Genomic DNA, 25,286 nt, shown 5'->3' with positions numbered 1-25,286 from the left:
CGGACAGAGGCAACCTGTGGATTTGGAAGGGAGGACCCGGTGCGCGCCGACTTCGCGCATGTCGCCCTGCAGAATGAGTGGCTGCACCGGGTGAGAAAGCAACGAACTGGCACGCGCATGGCGTGCCGCAGCGCTGCTGGGCGACTATTGCGCTGCGCTTCGGCTGGGGGTCGCCGTTTCGAGACCAAGAATGTCGGCGGCCCACTGAATCAGTTCGTCGCGCATCGGCTCGTATAACTCGGCGTCCCGGTATGGCTCATCATGCTTGTGCGCATCGTCCTTGTGATGGCCAGGATGGTGAATGCTGGAGGTATGCAACGATGCCAGCAGATTCCATTGGAGATACGCGGGGCTGAAAACGCTTACCCTGGCCGAGCTCTTCGGAAGGCTGAAGTAGTCGATTTCGATAGCAATCTTCAGGCGGAAGCCGCCCAGCGCGATCAGCTCGGTATAGCAGGCCATTGCCTCCCCGGCGGCGATGTCGCGTCGCAGGGACCGCACTGTGGGATGGTGGTCGAGATCGTCACTGTTCATCACGTTTCCTATGCATGGAGGAATGCAGCATCGCGGCCGCGCTATGCCCACCCGGCCTTGCGGCGTTCGTTGGATAAGGCTTTTTGATGCGGAACGCGCATCAAAAAACCCGACCTACATAGATCGGGGAGAGCCGGCGTGCATGCCGGCGTCCCATTGGAGATGAATGCGGTTTCAGACCACCACGCCAATGGCGTCCTGCGCATCAGCGGCGGCGATCCATTGCGCGTCGTTCCCGGCACTCATGGGCAGCGCGCGGGAGCGAGCTTCGTCCTCGGTGAAGCGCGTGGCATCCTGCAGCGCCACCCAGCCGCAGCTGTTCGACCAGAAGCCGGCGCCGGCATTGTGCGACTCCTGTCGTGAGTACACGACCAGGGCGCCTGGCGCATCTTGCGAAGCGTCGCGCACAGCAGTGCACAGCGACTTCAGCGAAAGGCGCTGCGTTGCCCGGTATTGGTCGACATTCGACAGCCGCGCATGCGGGAAGGCGTTACGGCTATCAAGGTCGACACGCCGCAGATGCTTTGCCTGGGCGTGTTGGTTGACGAGTTCGTATGCCTGCACGCCGTCTGTCATTGCCGCTCGCAGCGCCATATCGGTCAGGCCTGCTTCGCCCTGAAGGCGGGCATAGTGTTTTGCGAGCAGCTCGCCGACGAGATCCTTGTACTGTTGAAGATTCATTACTATTCCTTCGTATCTGGTTTCGCGCAGAGCGCAAAGGCCGGCATCCATTTGCGCAGCCTCGTGTTGGATTGATTGGCGCCGTAGTCGCAGTAGGCGCTCACGCCGCTGGGCGTGGTCTTAACCTTCACGACCTTTGCTTCCGCCCCCGCGACGCTGCTGTTCCAAAAGATGCGGGTCAAGACCACGGCATCCTTTTTCAGCGCGGCCGGATCGATCGGCGGCAGCGCCAGGTCGCCGTAGATATTGCTCGGTTGTTCCATGGCTTGATGATGGGAAATATGGAGGAAGTACCCGCATCGCGGGTGCCGAATGGTTGGAAAAAAGCGCCGCATTTCCTTGGCGCTGTTTGTCAGGCTTGTCAGGCCGCGAGTGCATCGGCCGCGGCGTCATGCCAGCTAAGCTCCCACTTGGCGAATTGCGTGCCGTGGTCACATACGGCTGCGCCGGTCCACTCGTAAAGCGCACAGTAGTCAGTGGCCGTGATGCCGGAAGCTGGCGTAATTGCCACGCTGTAGCGGTGCGCAAAGTAGTCGGTGCAGATGATCTTGCATGAGCCGACAAGCCGCGAACCGTTGAAGAGATCGAAGTCGAGCCGTTCGCCCTCGATGCGATACGGCACCGGCGCATTGGCCAGAGCCGCAAACGCTCCGCGATCAAGCTCGGTGAAGCGCAGGCTGTCTTTGGTCGCGCCGAAATCGATTCTGAAGAAGCGGTCCGTATTGCAGAGATTGGTGACGTAGGTGACGCCACGGTTGAGTTCGCGGTGTATCCCGAGTGGATACGTGTGGGTGTGCGAGTCGCCGACCATCCAGGCGATGCTTGCGCCGGGATGTGCCGCGCGTTGCAGAATTTCCCGGTCGATCACCAGCAGATCGTTCGGATAGGTTTCGAGCAGCTTCAATCCGTAATGTGCAATCAGGTCGAGCATGCGCGAGATGCTGGCCTCGACGAGGGCGGTGTTCGGGGTGCGGTTCATGTCGTTCCCCTTACAGCTGCGGGTATTCGCGGCCGATCACTTTCCACACTCGACCCTTGACCTTGTGCACGGTCGCACTGGCGCGACGGCTGCCGCTATCGAAGACGACTTGCTCGTTCAGAATCTGGCGCATGGCGTCGTCGGAAATGCCCTGCGGGCTTACCGCATGCACGACTCGGGTGACGCGCCCGATAGCGCGCTTGGCTTCACGGCGCGGTTGCCGCTGTTCGATGATTCTCACCTGCACCGGCAAGCCGTCGACGTCGAGGTGCTTGTCGGACGCGATGAAGCTGCGGGTGAGGCGTTTTCCAAAGTGGTTCGCTTGCATGATGAGTCTCCTTGATGGATGCCGCGAAGCGGCGACGAAAAGGAGATCGGCGGTTGCCTTGCCAAACCCGCATTGCGGATTCAGGAAAGCGTGCTGCTTTCTGATGGTAGGGAGGCCTAGTTCGGGATGGTTACGATCACTGTGTTGACCATCGTACCGGAAGCTTTGAAAGCGCCTTCAGGATTTGCTTCGATGTCGCCACCGCGGCTGCGGATCAGATCACGGAAGTCTTGCGTGAGCCTGTTGTCGCGGAAGGTGACACCGGCGGCCATGACGGAAACGAGTGATCCGCCCGGCTTTAGGAATTCAAGAGCGTGCAGTACATGGTGAATGTCTGCTTGTTTCTCGAACGGGGGATTCATGACGATGCGGTCATAGCGCTGTTCAGGAGCCATGTTCAGGAAGTCCGCCTGCCGCACGTCGCGTAGCCTCGCGTCGCCTTGCAGCAGCGCATAGTTCGTGTCCATAAGCTCAACGCAGTCCACGATCGCGCCACAGTCGGCAGCAGGAAACGCCAGCGCGCCTCGACCTGCGCTTGGCTCCAGCACTTCCATGCCAGCTTCGATACGCGCCTTGACGATGACGCTTTTCGCAATCGGCGGCGTGGAAGGGAAGTAGTTGAATATCTGCGCCTTCGACTTCAACGATGCCACTTCGCCGGTGAGGATGATGATATCCATGGCGTCGGCCGCATCCTGATCGAAGACATGCGCTGCGGCCTTGCGGTTCCAGGTCCCGCCTGCGGCTTCTAGCACCTTGTTGGTTTTTGTGTAGAGCGAGCGCTCAAGCTGCCCCGGCAACTTCAGAAAGCGGCCGTCGGTCGTGCAGTTGCTCAGTACGTTCAATACTTGCGTGTCGATTCTCATGACTTCTCCTTGTTGGGTGCCGCGGTGCGGCGACGAAAAAGGAGATCGGCGATTTGCCTTGCCAAACCCGGATGACGGGTTCAGGAAAGCGTGTTGCCTTCGATGTGGCTACGATGCGCTAGGCCTCGATGTCATGCCCTTGGCAACGTCCATCTGCGCCGGCGTTATCGCACACCGGCAGGTAGGTGAAACCCCTGGCCTGCAGTTCTGTGGCGAGCGCCTTGGCTTCCGCAGGCGACACGGAGTGCCCGGTCTCACGATCGCTCAGCAATTCGGAAAGATCGTCATCGCTGGCACGAAGCATGTACGCAAGGGTCACGGTCACGTGGAAGTTACGCCACGGGGTAGTGTGGGACATAGTTTCTCCGGTTTCCTTGTGATCATTCGATACGCAGCAGCCTGCGCGGATCGCATGCCAGCGACAGCTCGCCGACTCCCTTTCCATGCTTGAACGATGCGTCGCTGATGCCGATCACGCAATCGACAAGTTCGGCGGAGACTTTTCCGGGGAGATCGAAAAGGCGTTCACCTTCTTCGTCATAGACGCGGGTCACCAGGCGATCGAACGCATCGGTCATTACTTCGGCCATGCCGCGTTTGACGCCTTCGACAGGTTTTGCTTCTTTGGTATCCATGTGGTGCTTTCCTTTGGTGTTGGTAGCCGGCGGATATGCGCCGGGCGATCAATAGTTGTATGAGACGCGCACGCGCAGCAGATACTCACGGCCGCGAATATGTCGTGCTCGAGCGTCATAGCTGGGGCAGCCGCAGCAGTCACGGGTATGGGCGCAGTCGTGTTCGGAGAATTCATCTTCCAGCGCACGGATGAATGCCTTGCGGTCGGTAAGTCCGCTCGGCGCAATCACGCGGCATACATGCGTGGAGCCTTTGGACATGTCAGCGGTCTCGGCGTCGGAACGGATTACCTTTCCGGCGAGCTTCTTCGCACGGATCGGCGCACCCCATTTATCGAGATGACGGTAGGTGCCGACGTATTGATGGGTTAGGCGCGGGTGAATGGTGATGCGATCGGCCATGTGATGTACTCCTTCTTGAGAATCGGATTGCTCCGGTTATTGCCGCGATGCGGCGTAGTGGAATCGGGAGAAGACGAGGAGGCATTGCGCAACTATTAAAGTTCGACAATGCGTCTGCATCGGTAGGGCGGGAACGGAGAAATCGGCGCGAAGCGCGGCGAAAATTTCGCGCAGTGTTGGGCTGGTGCTGTAGGTCAGAAACCCGCTCGGCGGCCTGCGGTGGGTCTCGACGTGGGAAAAAGCCAGCCACCCTAAGAAGGGTGACGTGGCTTTCTTGCTGAGTGTTAATACGCTCAGACAACAACGTTGAGCGCCTTCAGCCGCTTTGGAACGGATGCCCGCTCCATTGCGAACCGCACCTGCGGATAAAGCGAAAACGGGAAGTCGCCCATTTCCACCCGATCGCCGACGCGGTCTTGCACGAAGAATTCCGCGGTCGCTGGAATAAGCTTGATGTCGTTGAAGTCATACCGTCCATCGTGCCGACGAAAACTGTCACCGACTTGTGCCGGAACGAAAACGTCGCCGCCGTTCTTCGCTTCTTTCCTTTCCGATATCTGCGTGGTGCCATAGGCGACCGCGTAGAATTTTTTTCCGTCGATATAAGCAGTTCCCCAAAAAAAAACCGGGCGCCATTTCGGTCCCGGTTGATTCGGCTGCTCATCGTGCGGCCACCAGCATTTAAGGACTTTTCCCATTGTCGGGGACAGGGTCTTCAGGCTTGCCATCTGTGTCTCCTTGTTCCCGGTATGCCTGCAAAAAGTGGTCGCGCAGGGATGGGGAGTTACGTTTCTGGACTGCTTCTGCGTCAATGAAATGGCGACGCTTCAGCAGGGCTTTCAACTGTTCCTCGGAAAGGAAAGGCGAATCCGGATCAAAATCCGGGATTTCCTTTTCTGCCAGTTGGGACAGGGCATGTAGCACGACCTGCTCTTCCGACGTGCCATAGCTCTCAGCGATGGCTTGCAACGTGTCGTAGGAGATGCCGGTACAGCTATTGATCGGCTCCAGCGCGAAGGTGAAGTGCTTCTTCGGCCGCTTGATGAGGTCTTCGAATTTCATGTTCTTCTCCGGAGTTGACTGGGACAGAGGCCCCGCCACTTTATTCCGTTGAAGTGGTTCTCGCAAAGGCATGGCTATCCTTTCTCGTAATACAGACCGGTCCTAGCCGGGCTGCATGTTTTCAGGGAGTAGGCGTGTCGCCTGTTACTCGTTTCCGCTAGGCGGAGGGGGGAGGAAAGCTGTCCAGTATTGCAAGATAGTGGACAACATCCGTAGATGGCGGAGTGAGGATGGCTGGAACGGAATGCGTACAGGTGCTTTCGATTCAGTCGCGAAGGTTGCGTAGCGCTTCGTAATGAAGGGCTTGGCCGTTCACCTTACGCAGCCTGCTCAAGAGTGTGAAGGCGGCAGTGTGATTGCAGCACGCACCAGTCGATCGCGCGGCCCTTATGACAATGCCCGGTCACCATCGAAATCGTCACACCGGTGCGGTCCTCGGAACTGAGCGTGATGATGCCGATTCGTTCACCATCGAGCAGGATGTCATCGCGGCGTTTCCAGCCGAGCGTTTGATAGACACGTTCGCCGATGCGGATAGCCGGCTTGGCCGGAAGCAGGAATTCCATTTTTCGTTGTCTCGGAAATTATTCTGCCGTGGTCTAGTCAGGGCAGGAACTTGGTGTGCATCGCCGACGGGGGTATCGCAGGAAGGTGAGCGGGCAATGCTGGCGCTCTGTTTGCGCTGCTTGCCATTGTTGGGAAGCAGCATCGCAATCGTACTCACGTTTGCCTCATTTCCTTCTGGGAAAGACGCGTGATTTGCACGATGTTTTGCCAGATCGGGTCAGCCTGCAGTATCAACCCGGCCAGGACCTTTTCTGCGCGTCGCGATATCTGCTGGTGAGGATGGTGTACCTGCCGCGTGGCGGCAAACAAATAGTACACGAACCACTCGGCATGCCAAGCCGCAAGGCACTTTTTTTTCGCGCTGGCATTGGGCTGCAGTTACCTCACGCAAGGACAAGCGCCCGAATTTTGAAAACGGGTCGGATTCTGCGCGCATTTTGACCGGGAAGTTGTCGGTTTTGCCCAAGAATGACGGCAATCCACTCTGACAAATAACGACCGCTATGGCCGACGAATTGCTGAATCCGACCTTGCTGACCGCGGAAGGCCGCGTCATCAAGAATCTCTCAAAGGCAGAAAGCATCGACGCGCCGCGTGAATTCCGCACCGAGGCCGTGCTGCATTCGTGGGAATGCGACCGCATCCTGCGCCGCGACTTCCACCTGCTCACACCGAAGATCTTCAAGGCGCTTAATGCGCGCGACGACTGGAGAAAGCCGCATATACGGTCGATGCTGAAGGATATCCAGCTCGCCGCGGAGACCTTCGAGGCGAACTGCCGTCCTTGGGCAATTACAAGGAAATACGACGAAGGCCAGTTGCGCAGGCTGCCGATCCGTATCATCTGCGCCGAGGCGAACTGGCTGTATCAGGCGTTTCTGACTGTGGACCAGTGCATGTTGCGCCTGTCTTGCGCTGTGGTGGACGGAAAGATGAGCCTGGACCAGCGGCGCCAGATGTTTCGCGCCTTCGAGGTGGTGTACGCGGACTTGAAAGGCCTTGTCATCCATAATCGACAGCCGGCCGGCACCGCCGATCAGCTGGCTTCGCAACTTGGCGTGGAGTGAAAATGCAGCACGATTCCGGCGAGCTCGCGGGCCCGGCCCGCCACCTTGTGCTCCGACGCCTCGATGTATTGTGGGACGTCGACACGACGGTGCAGGATTCGCGAAAGGCAAGCCTTTTGACCTGGCAGATTGCCCGCATGATGAGCCGCGACCTGTACCTGCTGACTTCGTGCATGAACTATCGCTGCCGCAATCCCCGCTACCGCGACGAGATCGAGGCATGCTTCCAACGCCTGGACCGCGTGGTCGAATCACTAACCCAGCGCGCGGCGGATCTGGCCATGCCGCGGTACGCCCCCCATGCTGCAGGCGTCGTCGAAATCCGCTCCCATGAAGCGCTGCGCCTGTTCGCTATCTATTGCGCCTACGACCGCTTGCTGTACAAGATCAACGCCGCGTTGCCGCCGCACCAATTTGCGGAGGTCTTCTCCGGCTTCACGCATGCATATGGCCGGTTCAAGCTGGCCGTCATCCCCAACCATGGCAACCCAGATGTCGGCGACGTGTCGGCGCTGTCCGCGTCCGACGACGACTAAGCAAATCGCGCAAGGGCAGGCGCCGTGGCAGCACGGCATCGCGGCAGGATGGCGGGTTTCTCAACATTTTTCGAGCGCGTCCATCTTTCCGATCGGATTCGAGCTTGCGCGGCCCAAGTCGCAAGTGAAGATGACATTTCTCATTGAGGAAATGTCATGGCCACACCGGATACTGCGCTTACCAAACAAGAAGCACATCTCATCGCCCAGGCGTACCACCTCCTTCCGAAACGACTTCCAAGCTTTGTTGAGCGTCACCAGCAAAAGGACATGATCCGCTGTGTCGCGCAGACGCTTGCCGCTTCAGGCCATGCAGTGATTCAGGCGACCACGGGCACCGGCAAATCGTTCGGCTACCAGATCCCCGCCATCGTACTGGGCGCTTCGCGCGACAAGCGCGTGATCATTTCCACCAAGACCGCCAACCTGCAGACGCAGATTGCCGACAAGGACCTCAAAACCCTGTCGGGCATCTTCGCGGAACTTGGTATCGACGCCACCAGCGCGGTGATCATGGGCCGCGAGCGCTACGTCTGCCCTCTGCGCCTGACCGAGAAGACGCAGCAGGGAAGCTTGCTGGACGAAGACAACAATCAGGAAGTCATGCGTGAGATTGCCGATGCATGGCACGGCGGCCAGTGGGACGGCTTGCGCGACACACTGAAGTTCAAGGTGCCGCAGACGATCTGGCTGAAGGTCAACAATAATCGCCACGTGTGCTTGAACGACCGCTGCCCCGACGCGCCTTCCTGTCCGCATATGGCGGTCAAGGCGCAGATGAAGAAGGCCCGCATCATCATCACGAACCATAGTTATCTGCTGTCGACCATCGCTGCCTTCAGCGGCGGCGACAGCGCCCAGAAACACCCGGTAGTCGATTTCGAGAACAACTACTACCTGCTGGACGAGGCGCACCACCTGCACGACGAATGCCTTGGCGCGTTCTCCCATAATGCGCCAATCGAAGAGGATATTTTCAACGAGGCCGGGCGCATCTTTTCCGCGCTTGGCAGCATCAACGTCTCGGCTTTGAAAATTCGCGTCGGCGCGATGGTCGGCATCGGCGCTGCATTGCGCAGCAACATCAAGACGATGTTAGGCGGGGAGACACGGCACCGCTTCGTGCTCGGGGAAGTGCCGGGCGTGTTCGCACGGCTGGTCGACGAATATGCAAATTCGCTCAAGGAGATCTGCGATCTGATCAAGGAAGGTATCGACGCGGCGAAGAAGCAAACAAAGCGCGCGTCGCAGGTCGTGTTGGCGGCGAACGCGAACGCAGTGTTAGGCCAGCTTAACGAACGCCTCGAAGCGCTGCAACGTTTCCTCGCCAAGGACAATGCGCCACGGGCCAAGTGGATCGAGATTTTCAACGACGTGTGCACGGTGCATGCCGCGCCGTTTGTCGCTGCAACCCTTGCTGCTGACATGCTGTGGAAGCACACTCGCGGCGTCGTGCTGTGTTCAGCCACCATCGCGCCGCTCGGCGAATTCGCCGCTACGCTTGCTGCGCTCGGCATGCCGAAAACCACGCGTACGCTGGCGCTGTCGTCGCCGCTGGACTATTCGCGCGCGCGCATGTTCGTGCCGAAATTCATGGTGCCTGCGAACTCGCCGGGCTATCCAATGATGGTCGCTACCATGGTGAGGAAGTTGGTCTTCGCCGGCGAGCATATCGGCAGCCTGGTCTACTTCACATCGCGCTCGAAAATGGAAACGACCTACGAAAGCCTGTCGCAGGACGAGCGTCAGTTGGTCATTAAGCAGGGTGACATGGCGCCGGCGGCGATGATCGCCGAACATAAGCGCCGCGTGGATGCCGGCAGGAAAAGCGTGATATTCGGGCTGGATTCAATCTCCGAGGGTGTCGATTTGCCGGGACAATACTGCACGCTTGTCGTTGCCGACAAACTGCCGTTCCCCTCGATGGAAGACCCGATTCTTGCCGCCCATGTCGAATATCTGGAGGCCAAAGGCATGCACGCGTTTCCGCACTTGATGCTGCCCATGGCCGGTACGAAGCTGGCGCAGGTCAGTGGCCGCTTGATCCGCACCGAAAGCGACGGCGGCGATTTCTGGGTGCTGGACCGGCGCATCATCGAAAAATCCTACGGCGCGAAGCTGATGCGCTCAACGCCGTTCGCCGAAGTCATCCAGTCGCACGGCTGAAAAAGGCAGCGCGAACTGGCTGACTCTTGGACAGACTGTCGCAACTCCGAATCTATAAGTCTTTGATTTTGAAGACACAGAAGATGGAAAGGTAGAAAACGTGATTCGATTTTCCTCATTTTCCATAGCAATTTTTCGCCAAATAAGTCCGCGAGGCTGAAGTTGAGCACGCAGAAAACCTATCCGATCGTTGTCGGTAAAGATACTTTTGCACCCAACCAACAAGTGCCGGAAAGCGCCGCCTTTGTCAGCGCGCTGGCGTTCGCGCACAGGAAAGACATCACCCGATGCCTGTGCGAGCCGAGCCGCCCGGTCCAGCTAGTGGTCAAGCACTATGGTTCCGGGACGAAGGGCGCGCATTACGGACTGGCGCGCTGGCAGGGGACCGGACTGGATCATGCACTCGATTGCCAATTCTTCAGCGAAGAGGTAGCAGATAGTGACGCCGGCGCCTCAAGGCCGGCGTTCGAAGACCTGGACGGCGGCAGAATCCGGGTGCATCTAGCCCGCCCGCTTGGCCTGGCGCAGCCGGGCGCGACAACACAACCGCGCCACCCAGGGAAGGACACGCCGGCCGCATCGCACCGCCAGCGCGCAAACGACACCGCGCTGCTATTCAAGCTCTGGCGCTGCGCCAACCTGAACATACACCGCGGCCGCGAGGCCGGGTGGTTCAACGCTTCGCTGCGGCTCGTGCATGCGGCTTCAACGCTTGTCATCGACCGCGTCGGCAATACGCTTGAGCACCGCCTACTTGTCGGCGCCGAGGCATCCGGGCGCAAGGCGCTGGCACACAACGCGCAGGTGCTTGAACAAGCCGCGCGCGCACCGGGCCGTCTGTTCGTGATCGGGCGGCTCAAGGTGCCCACGACCGCGCAGCAGGCCAAAGCACAGTTTCTCCTCCCGCTACGCGACTTTGCGGGGCTGCCGCGCATTCTGGTCACCGCGCAGATGCTGCACCAGTTTCTCGCCAAGCGGGCGTTATTGCAGAACCTGCTACAGCGTCAGGATGGCAACGTCGTGGTTATATGCTGCATCGAGCCGGCTAGTCGGGAATGGTGGAAGTGTATCGACATCGCCGGCATGGCAACGAGTCGGACGATGATTCCCGTCGAGAGCAGCTACGAGATCACGATGGCCGACCATCTGGTGGCGCAGTCGCGCACCTTCGTCAAACCGCTGCACGCGGACGAGATGCGCCGCGACGAAGATCAGCGCCCTGATTTCATTTTGCTCGACACGCTGCCGCGCACGGTCATCGAAGTCTGGGGCATGCAGACCGATGAGTACCTGAAGAACAAGGCGCTGCGCCTTGCGAAGTATCGCGAGAAGGCGATCCCGGTCCTTTCTTGGGATGCCGCCCGCGGCGATGCGCTGCCGCCGCTTCCCCCTGTCACCCGCCCGCCCGCGCCTGCGCCGGGATCTTTCACCTGAAAGGAAATGCCAATGTGGTTCAAGAATCTGCAGTTGTACCGTCTGCCGGCGCCATGGTCCATGACCGCTGCCAAGCTCGAGGAAGCGCTCGTGCCCCAGGCATTCACCCCATGCACAAGCGTCGAATTGCAGCGGCAGGGATGGAGCGCGCCGCGGCCGAACGGATCGCTTGTGCATGCCGTCGGCTGCCAATGGCTCTTGCAGCTGGCCACGGAAAAGAAGCTGTTGCCGTCCTCCGTCGTCAACCAGGTCACCAAGGTCAAGGCGGCCGAACTCGAAGAGCAGCAAGGGTTCAAGCCGGGCCGCAAGCAGATGAAGGAGTTGAAGGAGCAGGTTGCCGACGAACTGCTGCCGCGCGCCTTCTCGATTCAGAGCATGACAAGGGTGTGGATCGATCCCGCCAACGGTTGGCTCGCCATCGACGCACCCAGCCCGTCGCGGGCTGAGGATGTGATCCGCCTGCTGATCAAGGCAATCAATCCATTTCCGATGGACACGCTGCGGGTGACGATCTCGCCGGTGGTTGCAATGACGGACTGGCTGCTGGCCGACGAAGCGCCGTCTGGATTTACCGTCGACCAGGATACCGAGCTGCGCGCGAAAGGCGAGGGCAAGGCCACCGTGCGCTACGTGCGCCATGCGCTCGAAGCGGAAGACGTGCGCCGGCACATCGAGGTCGGCAAGCAGTGCACGCGCCTGGCGCTGACCTGGTCGGACAAGGTGTCGTTCGTGCTGACAGAAAGCCTCGGCATCAAGCGCATCGCCCCGCTCGACGTATTGAAGGAGAGCACCGACGTCACCACGAAAGGCGACGAAGAGCGCTTCGACGCCGACATGATGCTCATGACGTCCGAACTTGCGCGCCTGCTCAATGACCTTGTTGCCGCGCTCGGCGGCGAACTCAAACAGGCGCAGGCCACCTGAGCCCCACCGCGCCGGCTCGCCGCCGGCGCAGATCCAACGTCCTACCTTTCCTTTTTTTCACTGCCTGCACTACCTCCCCATGCTCACACCACGCCATATCACCGCGCTGGCGCTTGCCGCGACCAGCGCCGCCCTCTATGCCGATGCCGTATGCGCCACGCCGCATGGTGGCAAGGCCGCGCCCGATGCCGCCCCGGCTTCTGATGCTATCGCGCAGAGCTTGCCGCCGCCTACGCTCACCGCGAAGACCTGGGTGCTGTACGACCCGAACACCGGGCGCATGTTGGCCGGCGCCGGCGCGAACGAGCGGATCATTCCAGCGTCACTGACCAAGGTGATGACGGCCTACCTGATCTGCGGGGCGCTACACGACAAGCGGTTGGCGCCCGAGCAAATGGTCAACGTGTCGCTGAATGCATACCGCGTCGACAAGTCGTCATCGAAAATGTTCATTGACCCGAAGGTGCCGGTGTCGATCATGGACCTGCTGTATGGCCTGATTATCCAAAGCGGCAACGACGCGGCGGTGCAACTGGCCGAAGCCATGGGCGGCAGCGAAGACACGTTCGCGGCGATGATGAACAAGAAGGCCGCAGAGCTTGGCATGAAGGGCTCGCATTTTGAGAACGCTTCGGGTCTGCCCGGCGCTCAGCACTATTCGACAGCGGAAGACCTTGCAGTGCTCGCCGCGCGCTCGATCAATGACTATCCGGACGAGTACAAGATTTATGCCATCCGCGATTTCACCTACAACCATATCAAGCAGGGAAACCGCAACCTGCTGCTGTACTCGGACCCGACCGTCGACGGCATGAAGACCGGCCACGTGAGCGAAAGCGGCTACAACCTGATCGCGTCGGCAAAGCGCCAGGGCGCAAGCGGCGAATATCGTCTGATTGCTGTCGTCACCGGCGCACCATCGACCCGAGCGCGTGCGGACGACGCTGAGAAGCTGTTGAGCTGGGGCTATGCGAATTTCGAGGATGTGAAGCTTGCAGCAAAGGGACAGGTCCTTGCGACGCCGATCGTATGGAAAGGCACGCAGAAAGCCGTCAAGGCGGGTTTTGCAGCGGACCGTTTTGAGACCATTGCAAAAGGCTCCAGCAACAAGCTCAAGACCGACATTACGCTTCAGGACAAGCTGAGTGCGCCGCTCGCTGCGGGCACCAGGATCGGTACAGCCAAAGTCAGCTATGACGGCAAGGTGGTCGCCGAGATCCCGGTGGTGGCGCTGGAAAATGTGCCGCAGGCCGGCTTTTTCGCCCGCCTGTGGGACTCGCTGCGCATGCGGTTCGGCTGAGTGCAATGTGGCGCAGCGCCGGTGCTCACGTATGCACCGACGTTCCGTTGTATTCGCTTGCTGCGGTAGAGGTAAAGATGACCTGGCTCAAGAATCGCCGACGCGCCTGCTTTTTACGCCGCGACAACGCAGATAGGATCGAATGGCAGGTTTGGCGACAAATCTGCCCCACCAATGACTCGCTCTGCGCAAAGCCGGGTGAATACACCGACAGGGCCGAAAGTGCATATTCCATTCAGCGACGAAGACAGGCCGATGGCTTGGGAAATCAGCGTCAACGAGCATCCTCTGTTCGTTGACCAATGGTGTTGGCAGTGTCTGCCGGTCTATACCGATGGCAGGCAGTGCGTGGCGTGGCTTGCCGGTTATGGACAGCGCAGCGCCGAGGAAGCGCGCTCGACCGGCGAGCAGGCATTGGCAGCGCGAGGGCTGCTGCATGAGGCAGCAGTCGTTCAGCCCTTTGTTCAGTAAGCGTGAACGCGGCTCGGCGCTGAACATGCTTGCCTGGCACAGCGTCGTTCAGCTGGTGTTTGATGCGTCGTCGACAATATCCTGCAGCGGCATCAGGCCGCAGCGCAGAAACAACGGGCGGTCCTGCAAGGGGATGATCAGCGTAGCGGCAAGCTTGGGCGGATAGAAAGGCCCACGCGGATCTGCCTGCAGAAAGAAATCTCCCTGCTGCGCGTCGCAATGCAGACAGATGTTTGCGTAGTAGGCCAGCCCCGCCTTGCGGCTATGCCGCTTCTCCACCTTCAGCGCGCCGAACGATGCGGCCATGTGCGGTTCGGCCTCGATCGCACGATGCAGCCAGTCCAGAAATCCACGTTGAAAATCCGTCACCATGTAGCCGAAGCAGGCGCTGTTCAGCGCGAGTGCTTCGCCGGCGAGCACAGGGACCAGCGGCGCGATCTCGGCGCTGGCCAAATACACGCCACCGTCGCGAAACTCATGGGTGATGCCTGCCGCAACGCTGATGCAGGCTGACAGCACAGCCATCACCGGGATGGATGTCTTGCAGCGCCAGCATTCGGCATGGGAAAGCAAAAAGCGCGGGCGATAGAAGATCCGTGTGGCGATCTCGTTTCTTACCGAATTTGAAATCATGTCTTCAGTGCAGCTCGGCAGGAGCTGGGCAAGGACAGTCGCGATCTTGCTGATTTCGCCGGCTATGGGCTTACTCGGGCCGATTGATGGCGGCATCATGGCTTCGGGCATGGCGCTCCAGAGAGTAATCACGCACGCCAGTAGGCGGGAATGGCCCGACAGTCGAAGTGAACGTGCGTTGCATACCAGCCCACGCCACCGAACTTGGTGGTCGCCACGAGCTGGCCGAAGTATTCGCGGTCGATGCCGTACGGGTCGACATCCATCGCGGAGAAGCGGTTGCCGGTGCGAGGGATATGCAGTGAGTTGATCGCTGCCTTTTCCAGATGCGCGTTGTGCTCGCGGGTACGCAAGCCCGAATGGATATCGAGCACGGTATAGCGGCCGTACGCCGCCATGTACGCCTGTGCCCACGCGGCCAAGCGCAACAGGTCGAATTCCGGTGTGCCGATCAGGTTGCCGTACTCGACGTCGCGCAGCAGATAGGCCGCGATTCGCAATCCTTCGGCGCTGCGCAGATCGATCAGGTAGCGTTCGCGGCCGCGCATCATGTCTACCACGCACGGCTCGGCGCGAGCCGGAGCATCTGCGTCCTGCGCACCTGCGGCGCGGCCGGCGCATAGCGCTACGCCAGCGCCGAAGGCCTTCAGGAAATCGCGCCGTCCGATCATGCCAGTGTGTCCTAGCGTCGGTTGCGGCAAAGGGGCAGGGCGGCGGCCGCGGCCTTCTGCTCCGCCTCCTTGCGGTTGCGCCCGGTGCCCATGACCGCGACGTTGAGTTGCGCGACGCGGCATTCGACGCGGAATTCGGCGTCGCCGCGCAAATCGGTGTGGCTAAGGGTCCGGTAGGCCGGTAGCGCCAGTCCGCTTTGCTGCAGGATCTCCTGCAGCTGCGTCTTCGAGTCCTTCTGCAGCGGCACCATGCCGTTCTTGAGCAGGTAGAGGAGCTGGCTCTGAATCACCTGGCGGGCAGCCTCGAAGCCGCCATCCAGAAACACCGCGGCAAAGATCGCTTCCATCGCATCGGCAAGCGTCGACTTGACGACCGCGTTCGATGAATGGCCGGCAGACACGCGCAGGTAGCGGCGCAGCTCGATGCGGGCAGCGATATCGGCCAGCGCATCGGCGCGCACCATGGCCGCACGCAGGCGCGACATGTCGCCCTCGGACGAGCCGGGAAAGTTCTGAAACAGGTACAGCGCCGCAATCATGTTCAACACGCTGTCGCCGAGGAATTCGAGGCGCTCATTGTTGTTGGCGCTGAAGCTCTTGTGCACCAGCGCGCGCTCAAGCAGCGCTAGGTCGCGGAACCGGTAGTCGAGCGCCTGCTGTAGCGCGGCAAGAGGATGGACGGTCGTCGTAGTCATGCATCTACCTTAGCGTTCGCCATGAACGCTCATGCGCAAAGTGGACGGCGATATTGGTAAGCATTCGCAGCCGAGAAGCACGAAAAAAACGCGCCATTTCCGCCTCAATTGCCTAACTGCAACTGACAGAATCCTTGCTGGGCCTCGCAGTCGGTAGCCTGCGGATGCCTGAAGCAATCCTGAAGCCAGGTGCTGCATCTGCCCGATACGTGTGCCGGCGAAGGAGCAAGGCCGGAGCCTCAGCAACCTACAGGAAGAATTCGCGATGTCTCGAGACCATGTAGTGCATATCGCAACTGACGCGCCGGCGCCCGTTGCCTCGGGCGTGCCGTACAAATTCCAGCCCATCGTGCGCATTGGCAGCAATACCGTGTTCGGCTATGAAATCCTGTACCGCGGCCCGAAGGTGATCGACTGGAACGACGTGGACCGCATGATCCTGTCGTACCTGTCGAGCGCCGCGCGCGGGCTGCCTACGCTGTTCGTGAACCTGTCGAATGAAGCGTTCTTGCAGGCGCCGATCGAGCAGCTGCTGACGGCGGCGACGAAAAACGACGTGTATTTCGAGCTTTCCGAATCGATCCCGAGCCTGGAGCTATTCGATGCGATCGCAGCCAAGGTCAACCGGCTGACCGATCTGGGCGTGCGTTTCGCCGTGGACGATTTCGGCGCCGGGCATGACGGGCTAGGCAGGACGTTCGCGCTGCAAAGCATTGCTGTCGTCAAGGTCGATGGCGCAATGCTGCATCAGGCAATGCTGCACAAGAAAAACGCCGACATGCTGCAGCGGGTGGTGGCGCAGTGGAAGCAGGATGGCACCGTCACCGTGGCCGAATGCATCGAGACCGCCGACATGCTGTCGTTCGCCACGCAGCTCGACTTCGATCTGGTGCAGGGCTGGCATGTCGACGACCTAGTGCCGGCCTTCGACCTCACCGATCCAGCCCGCCGCCGCGGCGGCTAAGCCGGTTGATGTTCCTCCCGTCACCGCGCCGCGTAAGCCTATGACGATTTCGCTAGACCGCGTGTTCTCCGCGTTGGGCAGGTTCTCCGGCAATGCGCTGCGCGAGCCCGCCACCTTGCCGGGGCCCGCGGTCGACGACGGTGTGTCACGGCTGTTCCCGTATCCGTTGGGCCGCGCCATCCTTGCGCGGCTGTACGCATTCGTCGCCATGCTGCTGGGCGTGACCGTGGGCATCGGCTGGATCATGGCTGCCGATCCACTGGTGCGGCTGATTCCGGACACCGCGCTGATGAACGCCAATGTCTCGGCGCTTATGGCGCTGTCCGGGCTGTCGCTCTGCCTGGGTTGCGGGCGCATCGCGGTCGCGATCAGAAAGGTCGCCGGCGCGGTGCTGCTGATCTGGGCGACGCTTTTGTTCCTGCAGAACTTCTGTTCGGTCGACTTCGTACGCGGATGGCCGCTGGTGCACGGCCACGGGCTCGGTAGCGGCTCGGCACCCGGGCAGGTCGCCCCAACCTCGTGCGTGGCCTTCTTCCTGATCGGCTATGTGCTGCAGCGCATCGACGCCCTCTACGGTGCGGCGCATGCCGCGCGCCTGCGTTTGGCGATCGGCATGCTGTTTGCCGTGTGCGCCGTCGGCTTTGCCGGCTATTTCCTTGACCTGAACCTGCTCTATAGCTGGTACAGGGTCAGCCGCATGGCGCTGGCTACCGCTATCGGCGTGACGCTGTTGACGGTGAGCCTGACCTACAGCTACCAGGTGCGCGACTGGTCCGACCGGCGCGACGCCAGCCGCGAGGGCAGCCGCATCGTCTCCACCGGCATCGTCCTGATGCTCATTATCGGCACCTCGGCCGGCCTGACCGGGTTCGTAATGTTCCTGCACTACCAGAAGACGTCGGTATCGGGGCAGCTGCAAAGCGTGGCGACCTCGCGCGCGCAGATGGTCGAGGCCACGATCGGCGACGCGCTGTCGCACGGTCGCTATGTCGTCGGACGTGCGGCCCTGATGGCGCAGGTGCGCGATTTGGCTGCCCGAGCAAATGACCGCGCCGCACAGTCGCGCATGCAGCAGTCGCTCGCCGCACTGCTTGCCGAGGGCTTCACCAGCGCCAGCGTCATGGACCGCGCCGGACGCATCCTTGCGCAGGCGGGCGCCGCAGCCACGCGGCCCTACACCGATATCCCGGTGAAAAGCGAGCTGCCGAGCCGGCTGCTGTGGTCGAACGGCTTTCTGATTGAAACCGACGCGCCGGTCTACGACCGCAGCCAGCACCAGGTGGCAACGCTGGTGATGCAGCGCCGGTTCAGCGCGCTGTCGAGCTTTTTCATGGACCTGTCGGCTACCGGCGCCTCCGCCGACACGGCGCTGTGCGGCCGCGCGGCTTCCGGCCGCACCACCTGTTTCCCGGCTTCGCCGCTGCGCCAGGAGCAGGAATACCTCGCATTGAACCGGCACGGGCGCATCGCTGTGGAAGAAGCCATCGACGGCATGACGGCGGTGCGCATGGTGCGCGACTACCGTGACGAGCAGGTTCTCGCGGCCATCACCCCGGTCGATGACTCCGGTCTTGGCATGATCATCAAGGTCGATGCTGCGGAAGTCTTCGCACCGATTCGCGCACTGCTTGAGCGCACGGCCATGACGCTGGCCGGCCTGCTTCTGATCGGCGCGTATGTGCTGCGCAAGCTGATTCGCCCTCTGGTTCGCCGCATCATCGATTCGGAGCGCCGCGCCCGTGAAGCCAATGCGCTGGCCCTCGAGCGCGAAATGCGCTCCCGTACCGTGGTTGACCACGTCTTCGACGGCATCATTTCCATGGATGCGAATGGTGTGCTGCTATCGTGCAATCCGGCTGCCTGCAGCATGTTCGGCTATACGCAGGAGCAGCTGATCGGCCAGCATTTCTCGCTACTGCTGCCCAAGCGCCACCGCAACGCGGCGCGGGCATTTTTCGCGGCCTATCAGGACCCCGACTTTCCGTCTTCGATCAAGACCCACAAGATCAAGCTGCGCGGAGCACGCCAAGGCGGCTCGGAGTTCCATTTCGAGTTCGGCACCAACGAGGTGATGCTTTCCGGGCACCGCGGCTACGTCGGCATCCTGCACGACGTGACCGAGTCCTACGAGGCGCGGCGCGCGCTGGCCAAGAGCGAGAATATGCTGCGTACGGTGACGAACAACTTGCCGGCACTGGTGCGGTACGTCGATCGCCGCGAGATCGTGCGCTTCGCCAACGGCACGCACGAAGAGTGGTTTGAAAAGCCGATTTCGGAAATTGTCGGATACACGCTGCGCGACTTGCTCGGCGCATCCTACGAGCATGCGCACCCGTTCGCGCAGCAGGCGCTCGCCGGCCAGAATGTGCAGTTCGAGGAACGCTTCCTCCATGTGCACGACAGCGCGGCGCGGCATACGATGACGACCTATATTCCTGATTTCGACTTCAGCGGCAACGTCGCCGGATTCTATGTGCTGGCCTCCGACATCACGGAGCGCAAGGCGCACGAGGAGGCGCTGCGCCACCTCGCTTACCACGATACGCTGACCGATTTGCCGAACCGACGCCTGTTCCATGACCGGCTGGATCAAGCCATGGCGCGCAGCCAGCGTCGGCACACGATGATGGCGCTGTGCTACCTCGACATCGACCATTTCAAGAGCATCAACGACACGCTTGGACATGACAACGGCGATGTGCTGCTGAAGGAATTTGCCAATCGCCTGTCTGCGGCGGTGCGCGCCACCGATACCGTCGCCCGCCTGGGCGGCGACGAATTCACGGTGATCATGGAAGACCTTGCGCTGGCTGCGGATGCGGAGCACGTGGCTGTGAAGATCCTCGACGCGGTGGGAAGGCCGGTCACGCTCGGGCAGGCCTGCCTGAAAGTCACCACCAGCATCGGCATTGCGCTCTACAACGGCGAAGACGTTAGCCGCAACACCGTCATCAAGGTCAGCGACGAAGCGCTGTACTGCTCCAAGCAGCGCGGACGCGACACGCACACGCTCGTGGCCGTCGCGCCGCAGGCCGAGCACAACCGGCAGCTCGCGCTGCTGGAAGTCGACGGCAAGCCCGCCGCCGGACCGTCACCGTCGGCAGCCGGGTAAGCCGCCAGATCCCCCACTCCTCACTCCGGGAAACTACCATGGACAACGACTTTTCCCACATGCGCCGTCCGATCGAGGCCGGCGAAAATAACCTGACGCCCGAGGCGATCCGCTGGCTTGGCGAACTGCCGGAAGACAAGCGCCCGGCGAAGCTGGCTGCGGACTTTGCGCGCATCGTCAACAAGATGGCGCTGCTGTGGGCCGACTGCTACGCCGCCTCGGTGTATCTCGACTCGCTGATGTTCGATGATCGCGGCAAGGAGGGCGGCATGCGGCAGGGGTTTCCGCTGCCTGTTGCCACCGAGCTGGGGATGTTGAAGGAAATCGTCAGCGCACGCATCGAGGCGCGCGCGCAGCGGGGAACGATGCAGGGCGCTTCGTTGCAGGCGTCCCCCACCTTTGCGGTGCGGTCGGCGCCCAAGCGCTAGGGTAGGACAGACTCGCTGCCAGCGCAAAATCGCGCGATACAGCCATACGGGATTGCCCCGTTGCGGGACGCCTGGCTGTGCCGCGCTGCCTTGCCAGCGATTACTTCTGCTTTTTTCGGCTCGCCAGTGCGAGACCGGCAATTCCCAGTCCCATCAGCGCAACCGACGTCGGCTCGGGAACGTTGCTCGACGGGCCTTTCTTGGCCAGGGTGAGATTGTCCACCGTAGCCCAGACCTCTGCACCGCTGGACGCCGGAGTCACGGTCAAGGACTTCAAGGTATTGCTGGACACGAAGCCCATATAGCTATCGGTCGCGGCGTTGATGATGGTCTGCGTAACCGAGCCCGAGCTGTCCGTTGCGGTGAGAATGATATTGCCCAGGATGGGCGAGCCGTAATAGTTCGTGTCGAAGAAATTGCCGCCGATCGCGCTCACCGCGCCGGTGAAGCTATTGAAGGTTATCGTGTCCCCTGCATTTTGCGTGGACAGCCAAGGATTACTGGACGTTCCTTCTCCAAAAAAGTCGCCAGTCGCGCTCGCGGTGTAGCGATAGTTCCCGACGTTCCTGGTAATCGGCGAGGACGTAACATCTTGGACTGTGAACCCGGCAAACGTGTCTGTCGCCGGAGCGGAGATGGCGGACATGAAGCTCGACTGCGTCGTGTAGACGATGATCGATGCATGGGCGCTTGAGCCGATGGCAGTCAGGGAAAGCGCGAACATTGAAGCGAGCAATTTTTTCATTATTTTCTCCGAGGAAGTTTGTTGTTATTGCAATAGCAACTAACGTGCCTAAGAGAAATTGTTTATTAAATACAATGAATTGCAAAAATGAAATGAAATGTGCTGTGTCGCTTTGTAAAGTTTCCCGACAGAATTTGCGCTAGGGCGAGAACGTTGCTATCCCTGCAGGGGGCCGCGAAACATCTGCGCCTGCTGCGTGCCGCATCGTTTGGCCTGTGTCAGCGCTTGAGCAGCCCGGTCGAGAAGGGATGTACCGATGCTGGTGCTGTCAGCCAGCGCCATGCCAACGCAGGCGGTCAAATGCAGGAAGCCGCCTGAAGCCGGATAAGGCCGGACAATGGCATGTTGAATGGCAGAGGCCGCAGCGAAGAGTGTTTCGGCGAGGGGCGCTCCATGGATTGCCACCGCAAATGCATCCTCTGCGAGTTTTGCCACGCACGCGCCGTTCGGGAAAAGCCGGCTCAGGCGCGTGGCCAGCTCCACCAGCAGAGCATCGCCCCGGTTGCAGCCCTCCTGCACATTGATGCGCGCAAAGCGGTCGAGGTCGATGTGCAGCACACCCGCCAGAGCGCCGCAGGCTATCGCGTCATCCAGATGCGCCATGAAAGCCTGCTGTGTCGGCAGTCCGGTCAGCAAATCCTTGCTTTGCGCTGCCTTCTGCGCCACGGACATGAGATGCAGTTGGCGCGCGACGCGGTGCGACATGACGGCTTGGCGTACCTGGGCGACGGTATCCCGGAACTGGCACGGCTTGCCGATGAAGCCGCGCGCGCCGGCGTCCAGTATGCGCTGCTTGTGGTCGTGGTGCGCAGTGAGCGCGACAACCGGAAGAAAAGGCGCGGCCGGATCATGCGCGGCCTGCAGCCGGCGCAGCACCTCGAAGCCGTCGATGTTTGGCATCTGCAAGTCCAGCAGGATCAGGTCGTAATCGTTTGCTTCCTGCCGCGCCACGACCGAGCCTGGATCGGTGGTGCCGTGCACGGCGGTGAATCCCGCATGCCCGAGCATGTCCTGCATGACTTCTACGTTATCCCGCACATCGTCGACCACGAGAATGCTTGCCGCCAGAATCTCTGAATCAGGTATCACTGTGCTCTCGCCTACAGGTTATCCGGTTGCTTTTTGGAACTGTAAGCCAGATGCCTAACGTGAAAGCTCCCGATTCTTTCGTCAAATTTGACGCTTTTGAAAACGGAAGCGCTGTAGTTGCTTTGCCCCCATTGCGCCGTTCTGCGACTTGAATCGCAGTTGTTACCCCGTATGCAACCCGCGCAGGGTCGGCAGCGTCAGCGTCCTTTGTCCTTCCTGGCATTGTCTTCGGCGATGTTTCGAAGCAGTTCGTCGAAGCTGAATCCTTCCCTTTTGGCCTGCTCGTATTCGCGCTGTTCATCGATCTGGCGAATGATTTCATCGGATTCGCTTGCCGGAAGTTCCTTGGGTGTTTTGCGAAAATTGAAGAAACTCATCGTGGTGCTCCTCGAATGCGCGGATTAACAGTCCGGTCATGACAGCCCGATGCGGCGATGCTGCAGTGACCGAATGCGATACAGCGCCATTTCGAGTGTGCCCAGGGGAGGATGGTTGCAGCGCATGCGCGGCGCAGACGCCGAGATTTGATTTGCGTATAGGGTGTCTCGCGCGAAGGCGGGCAGCGCAATGCGATTCTGATGCGTTGTACGGAAGCCGGGCTTGCCGGGGATGTCGCGTGTACGGCTGCGCGTGGTGCAGTGAGAAGGCTGCCGCTACTCGAGCGGCGCCACCGAAAGCGTATTGCCGCACCGGGACTTGGACGCCTCCACCGCTGCGCCGGCGCGGTCGAGCGCCTGGCCGCCGGCGTCGCCGCGCAGTCGGCACAGCGCGATGCCAGCGGACGCGAAGATGGAATATTCGACGTCACCGATCATGATCGGGGCGGCGACTGCCGCAAGTAGGGCGTTGGCGAGATCCGGTACCGCGCCGGGATGCGCCATATTCGGCATCAGGATTGCGAAATCATCGGCTGCCAGTCGCGCCACGGTGCATGTCGCATCGACGGTGCTGCGCAGGCGAAGGGCGACTTCCTTGAGCACGGCATCGCCACAGGGCCGCCCGTACCATTCATTGAACGTGGAAAACGCATCGAGGTTCACGCGCAGCACGGCGCTCACGGTGCGGCCTTTGCGGTCGTGTACGACCGCAGCATCGACGGCTTGAGCAAGCGCTCCGGCATCCGCCAGGCCAGTCAAGGCGTCGACGCTCATTTCGTCCATCCCGGCGCGCGCCGCAGCGCATAGCGATGTTCGATGGCGCGTCGAATTCGCTTGTTGGCGTCGGCGAGATCGATCGGCTTCTTGATCAGGTCGCAGGCGCCTGCGGCGAGCACCTTCTGCAAGTAATCATGGTGCGCGGTGCAGGCCACCACCGGCAGGCAATCCGTGCCCAACGCCGTGCGCAGGCAGCGCATGACTTCAAAGCCGTCCATGCCCGGCATCTGGATGTCCAGCAGGATCAAATCGTAATCATTGGCCGCATGCAGCGGTGCGACGGCGCGCGGATCGCTCGTGCCGGTGACGTTAGTAAAGCCGCTGTAGTTCAGCACATCGATCATCAGGTCGACGTTGTCCTGCATGTCGTCGACGACCAGGATGCGGGCGGCACTGATGTCTTGGGAGTCGTTCACGGCATGGTTGCGCAGGATGGGAGACGCAACCACTTTACTGTCAGGCAATGTTGCCGTGCGGACGTTAGCGATGCGCAATTGCGAACGATTCACCGGCTGCGCGCTATGCGGCTGCAGCCTGCGCCCGAGGCCTATCCTGGCTGTCGTCGGCGACCAGGACGAAAAGGCACAGATCGTGGAACTGGCCGGCCCAGTGCCCCTTGCTGCGCAGCGTGCCTTCCATCTCAAAACCGAGTTCGGTCAAGAGCCGCGACGATGGATAGTTTTCCGGGCGCACCTCGGCGCGGATGCGGTGCGCGCCGAGGGCTTGGGCGAACGGCAGCATGGCATGCAGCGCCTCGCGCATGTAGCCACAGCGCCAGTAGCGGCGGTCCAGGCCGTAGCCGAGCGACCACTCGCGGCACGGACGAAAGCCGCAGCGAACCCGCGCCATCTCGATAAAGCCGATGGTCTGGCCGTTGAGCAGGATGGCCGCGGCTATGCCGGCGCCGGAGGTATTGTCGCGAGCCATGGAGGCGATGAGCACCCGCGCATCGGTGATGGTGCCGATGGCGTCGCCGCCGGCGTAGCGCAGGTAAGTCGGGTGATCGTGGATGGTGAGCAGGGCTGGCGCGTCGCCGGCCACGACCGGGCGCAGCGTCAGGCGGGAAGTTCGTATCAAGGGCATCACGGCGGCGGCTCCGGCACGGCGACAAGGAAGGGAAGGCCGCTCAATTGTAGGCAAGCGGGCGCCGCGAGAATGCGCAAAAACGTCATGCAAGTCGCCGTGATTCATGGCCATGCGCCGTCCACCTCAGGCCAGCAAAACGATCATCGGTCCGGGCGAGAACCGGCAAAATTTAAACCGAAGTAACGCCACAAAGGGCGTTATCCCAAGGGGGTGGTTTTTCGACCGCCGCCTCTTTTTTTTTCGCCGCCTTTTTTTAAATAAGTGACCCGCTACGCGGGTGAAAAAACGAGGGCAAGCCAGGCAGGCGCGGCCATGGAACGGCGTGTGACGTTAATTCTGAAATAGAGGTGGGGTGATGTGTCGGGGCCTGCCCTTTTGCGCAATGCGGCGCGGCGCTGATACGGTTGCCGGTGAAAAAGCGGTCCCTATAATGGGAGCGGTCTACCTACCCAGTCCCATCGCCGCCATGCTCTCTTTCATCAGTCGCGCCGAAGCCCGCTTCTGGCCTTACTATTTCATCGTGCTCCTGGCCATGGTCTTCGTCGGCATGGGGTTAAGCGTGCGGGATGCCGAGCGCGAACGCGCCGCGCACGCCGCCGTCGCGCTCCCGGCCGATGCCCCGTGCACCGTTGCCAGCAGCGATGGCACGTTCGTCGTGACCGGGCAGGGCGTCGATACCGATGGCCGCGCCGTGCAGGCCACCGGACACTGCCGCATCGTCAGCGCAGCGCCAGCGCAAAATCCGCAGCGTTGATGC

Annotated in this window: 32 protein-coding genes; 11 read left to right on the top strand and 21 right to left on the bottom strand. The window is 61.0% G+C overall.

What is annotated here, in order from left to right:
• Window positions 1-144 precede the first annotated feature (144 nt).
• The 12 genes from JJB74_RS15210 to JJB74_RS15155 form a co-directional block, all read right to left on the bottom strand.
• A complete protein-coding gene (locus JJB74_RS15210; RefSeq protein ID WP_200592905.1) occupies window positions 145-534 on the bottom strand; it encodes a hypothetical protein in 390 nt (129 codons plus the stop codon).
• Between the two features lie 174 nt (window positions 535-708).
• Window positions 709-1,215: a hypothetical protein gene (locus JJB74_RS33265; protein ID WP_234484205.1), complete on the bottom strand. Its 507-nt coding sequence runs from the start codon at window positions 1,213-1,215 to the stop codon at window positions 709-711.
• A gap of 2 nt (window positions 1,216-1,217) precedes the next feature.
• The gene (locus tag JJB74_RS15200; protein ID WP_200592903.1) at window positions 1,218-1,478 is read right to left on the bottom strand and encodes a hypothetical protein; all 261 of its coding nucleotides are present in this window, start codon (window positions 1,476-1,478) and stop codon (window positions 1,218-1,220) included.
• Between the two features lie 98 nt (window positions 1,479-1,576).
• Complete coding sequence (locus JJB74_RS15195; RefSeq protein ID WP_200592901.1) at window positions 1,577-2,194, bottom strand: hypothetical protein; 618 nt, start codon at window positions 2,192-2,194, stop codon at window positions 1,577-1,579.
• A 10-nt stretch (window positions 2,195-2,204) separates the two neighbouring features.
• Window positions 2,205-2,522, bottom strand: a complete 318-nt coding sequence (locus JJB74_RS15190) for a hypothetical protein (RefSeq protein ID WP_200592900.1) — start codon at window positions 2,520-2,522, stop codon at window positions 2,205-2,207.
• A 116-nt stretch (window positions 2,523-2,638) separates the two neighbouring features.
• Complete coding sequence (locus tag JJB74_RS15185; RefSeq protein WP_200592898.1) at window positions 2,639-3,388, bottom strand: methyltransferase; 750 nt, start codon at window positions 3,386-3,388, stop codon at window positions 2,639-2,641.
• A 118-nt stretch (window positions 3,389-3,506) separates the two neighbouring features.
• Window positions 3,507-3,746 (bottom strand): hypothetical protein, encoded by a 240-nt coding sequence (locus JJB74_RS15180; RefSeq protein ID WP_200592896.1) that lies wholly within the window; start codon window positions 3,744-3,746, stop codon window positions 3,507-3,509.
• A 22-nt stretch (window positions 3,747-3,768) separates the two neighbouring features.
• Window positions 3,769-4,023, bottom strand: coding sequence for a hypothetical protein (locus JJB74_RS15175; RefSeq protein ID WP_200592895.1), 255 nt, complete (start codon window positions 4,021-4,023; stop codon window positions 3,769-3,771).
• 48 nt (window positions 4,024-4,071) lie between these two features.
• On the bottom strand, window positions 4,072-4,425 hold the full coding sequence (locus JJB74_RS15170; protein WP_200592893.1) for a hypothetical protein: 354 nt from the start codon (window positions 4,423-4,425) through the stop codon (window positions 4,072-4,074).
• A 293-nt stretch (window positions 4,426-4,718) separates the two neighbouring features.
• Window positions 4,719-5,153 carry a hypothetical protein gene (locus JJB74_RS15165; RefSeq protein WP_200592891.1) on the bottom strand — a complete coding sequence of 145 codons (435 nt, stop codon included), beginning with the start codon at window positions 5,151-5,153 and terminating at the stop codon, window positions 4,719-4,721.
• Complete coding sequence (locus JJB74_RS15160) at window positions 5,107-5,487, bottom strand: hypothetical protein (protein ID WP_200592889.1); 381 nt, start codon at window positions 5,485-5,487, stop codon at window positions 5,107-5,109. Before JJB74_RS15160 ends, JJB74_RS15165 begins: the two co-directional genes overlap by 47 nt.
• Window positions 5,488-5,804: 317 nt before the next feature.
• On the bottom strand, window positions 5,805-6,053 hold the full coding sequence (locus tag JJB74_RS15155) for a hypothetical protein (protein WP_200592887.1): 249 nt from the start codon (window positions 6,051-6,053) through the stop codon (window positions 5,805-5,807).
• A gap of 531 nt (window positions 6,054-6,584) precedes the next feature.
• Here JJB74_RS15155 and JJB74_RS15150 point away from each other — a divergent pair.
• The 7 genes from JJB74_RS15150 (at window position 6,585) to JJB74_RS15120 (ending at window position 13,952) form a co-directional block, all read left to right on the top strand.
• The gene (locus JJB74_RS15150; RefSeq protein WP_200592885.1) at window positions 6,585-7,121 is read left to right on the top strand and encodes a hypothetical protein; all 537 of its coding nucleotides are present in this window, start codon (window positions 6,585-6,587) and stop codon (window positions 7,119-7,121) included.
• Window positions 7,122-7,123: 2 nt separating this feature from the next.
• Complete coding sequence (locus JJB74_RS15145; protein WP_200592884.1) at window positions 7,124-7,657, top strand: hypothetical protein; 534 nt, start codon at window positions 7,124-7,126, stop codon at window positions 7,655-7,657.
• Window positions 7,658-7,927: 270 nt separating this feature from the next.
• Window positions 7,928-9,823, top strand: coding sequence for a helicase C-terminal domain-containing protein (locus JJB74_RS15140; protein WP_200592883.1), 1,896 nt, complete (start codon window positions 7,928-7,930; stop codon window positions 9,821-9,823).
• Between the two features lie 162 nt (window positions 9,824-9,985).
• The gene (locus JJB74_RS15135; protein ID WP_200592881.1) at window positions 9,986-11,257 is read left to right on the top strand and encodes a DUF1173 family protein; all 1,272 of its coding nucleotides are present in this window, start codon (window positions 9,986-9,988) and stop codon (window positions 11,255-11,257) included.
• Between the two features lie 12 nt (window positions 11,258-11,269).
• Window positions 11,270-12,181: a recombination-associated protein RdgC gene (locus JJB74_RS15130; protein WP_200592879.1), complete on the top strand. Its 912-nt coding sequence runs from the start codon at window positions 11,270-11,272 to the stop codon at window positions 12,179-12,181.
• Between the two features lie 79 nt (window positions 12,182-12,260).
• Complete coding sequence (locus tag JJB74_RS15125) at window positions 12,261-13,481, top strand: D-alanyl-D-alanine carboxypeptidase family protein (RefSeq protein ID WP_200593465.1); 1,221 nt, start codon at window positions 12,261-12,263, stop codon at window positions 13,479-13,481.
• A gap of 198 nt (window positions 13,482-13,679) precedes the next feature.
• On the top strand, window positions 13,680-13,952 hold the full coding sequence (locus tag JJB74_RS15120) for a hypothetical protein (protein WP_200592877.1): 273 nt from the start codon (window positions 13,680-13,682) through the stop codon (window positions 13,950-13,952).
• Window positions 13,953-14,000: 48 nt separating this feature from the next.
• On the opposite strand, the gene JJB74_RS15115 is transcribed toward JJB74_RS15120, so the two are convergent.
• Genes JJB74_RS15115 through rnc form a run of 3 tightly spaced genes read right to left on the bottom strand, consistent with a single transcriptional unit; the run spans window position 14,001 to window position 15,951 of the window.
• Window positions 14,001-14,696, bottom strand: coding sequence for a hypothetical protein (locus JJB74_RS15115; protein ID WP_200592875.1), 696 nt, complete (start codon window positions 14,694-14,696; stop codon window positions 14,001-14,003).
• 17 nt (window positions 14,697-14,713) lie between these two features.
• Window positions 14,714-15,256, bottom strand: a complete 543-nt coding sequence (locus JJB74_RS15110; RefSeq protein WP_200592873.1) for a D-Ala-D-Ala carboxypeptidase family metallohydrolase — start codon at window positions 15,254-15,256, stop codon at window positions 14,714-14,716.
• An 11-nt stretch (window positions 15,257-15,267) separates the two neighbouring features.
• Window positions 15,268-15,951: a ribonuclease III gene (gene rnc, locus JJB74_RS15105; protein WP_200592871.1), complete on the bottom strand. Its 684-nt coding sequence runs from the start codon at window positions 15,949-15,951 to the stop codon at window positions 15,268-15,270.
• Window positions 15,952-16,216: 265 nt separating this feature from the next.
• Here rnc and JJB74_RS15100 point away from each other — a divergent pair, with 265 nt between their 5' ends.
• Genes JJB74_RS15100 through JJB74_RS15090 form a run of 3 tightly spaced genes read left to right on the top strand, consistent with a single transcriptional unit; the run spans window position 16,217 to window position 20,455 of the window.
• On the top strand, window positions 16,217-16,915 hold the full coding sequence (locus JJB74_RS15100) for an EAL domain-containing protein (RefSeq protein ID WP_200592870.1): 699 nt from the start codon (window positions 16,217-16,219) through the stop codon (window positions 16,913-16,915).
• A gap of 40 nt (window positions 16,916-16,955) precedes the next feature.
• Window positions 16,956-20,027: a diguanylate cyclase domain-containing protein gene (locus tag JJB74_RS15095; protein ID WP_200592868.1), complete on the top strand. Its 3,072-nt coding sequence runs from the start codon at window positions 16,956-16,958 to the stop codon at window positions 20,025-20,027.
• A gap of 38 nt (window positions 20,028-20,065) precedes the next feature.
• Window positions 20,066-20,455 (top strand): hypothetical protein, encoded by a 390-nt coding sequence (locus JJB74_RS15090; protein WP_200592866.1) that lies wholly within the window; start codon window positions 20,066-20,068, stop codon window positions 20,453-20,455.
• A 100-nt stretch (window positions 20,456-20,555) separates the two neighbouring features.
• Here the strand turns inward: JJB74_RS15090 and JJB74_RS15085 are convergent, their stop codons facing one another.
• The 6 genes from JJB74_RS15085 to JJB74_RS15060 all read right to left on the bottom strand — a co-directional run bounded on the left by JJB74_RS15085 (window position 20,556) and on the right by JJB74_RS15060 (window position 24,526).
• Complete coding sequence (locus JJB74_RS15085) at window positions 20,556-21,200, bottom strand: PEP-CTERM sorting domain-containing protein (RefSeq protein WP_200592864.1); 645 nt, start codon at window positions 21,198-21,200, stop codon at window positions 20,556-20,558.
• 156 nt (window positions 21,201-21,356) lie between these two features.
• Window positions 21,357-22,289: a response regulator gene (locus JJB74_RS15080; RefSeq protein WP_200592863.1), complete on the bottom strand. Its 933-nt coding sequence runs from the start codon at window positions 22,287-22,289 to the stop codon at window positions 21,357-21,359.
• A gap of 197 nt (window positions 22,290-22,486) precedes the next feature.
• On the bottom strand, window positions 22,487-22,666 hold the full coding sequence (locus tag JJB74_RS15075; RefSeq protein WP_200592861.1) for a hypothetical protein: 180 nt from the start codon (window positions 22,664-22,666) through the stop codon (window positions 22,487-22,489).
• A 276-nt stretch (window positions 22,667-22,942) separates the two neighbouring features.
• A complete protein-coding gene (locus JJB74_RS15070; protein WP_200592859.1) occupies window positions 22,943-23,440 on the bottom strand; it encodes a GGDEF domain-containing protein in 498 nt (165 codons plus the stop codon).
• Window positions 23,437-23,859, bottom strand: coding sequence for a response regulator (locus JJB74_RS15065; RefSeq protein WP_200592857.1), 423 nt, complete (start codon window positions 23,857-23,859; stop codon window positions 23,437-23,439). The genes JJB74_RS15070 and JJB74_RS15065 overlap by 4 nt, the downstream gene beginning before the upstream one ends.
• Before the next feature lie 103 nt (window positions 23,860-23,962).
• Complete coding sequence (locus JJB74_RS15060; protein WP_200592855.1) at window positions 23,963-24,526, bottom strand: GNAT family N-acetyltransferase; 564 nt, start codon at window positions 24,524-24,526, stop codon at window positions 23,963-23,965.
• Window positions 24,527-24,995: 469 nt separating this feature from the next.
• On the opposite strand from JJB74_RS15060, the gene JJB74_RS15055 reads away from it, so the two are divergent.
• Complete coding sequence (locus JJB74_RS15055) at window positions 24,996-25,283, top strand: hypothetical protein (protein ID WP_200592854.1); 288 nt, start codon at window positions 24,996-24,998, stop codon at window positions 25,281-25,283.
• Window positions 25,284-25,286: the final 3 nt, after the last annotated feature.

It is taken from the genome of Noviherbaspirillum pedocola, assembly GCF_016632335.1.
GTDB lineage: Bacteria > Pseudomonadota > Gammaproteobacteria > Burkholderiales > Burkholderiaceae_D > Noviherbaspirillum_A > Noviherbaspirillum_A pedocola.
This window is presented reverse-complemented; position numbering and strand designations above follow the sequence as displayed.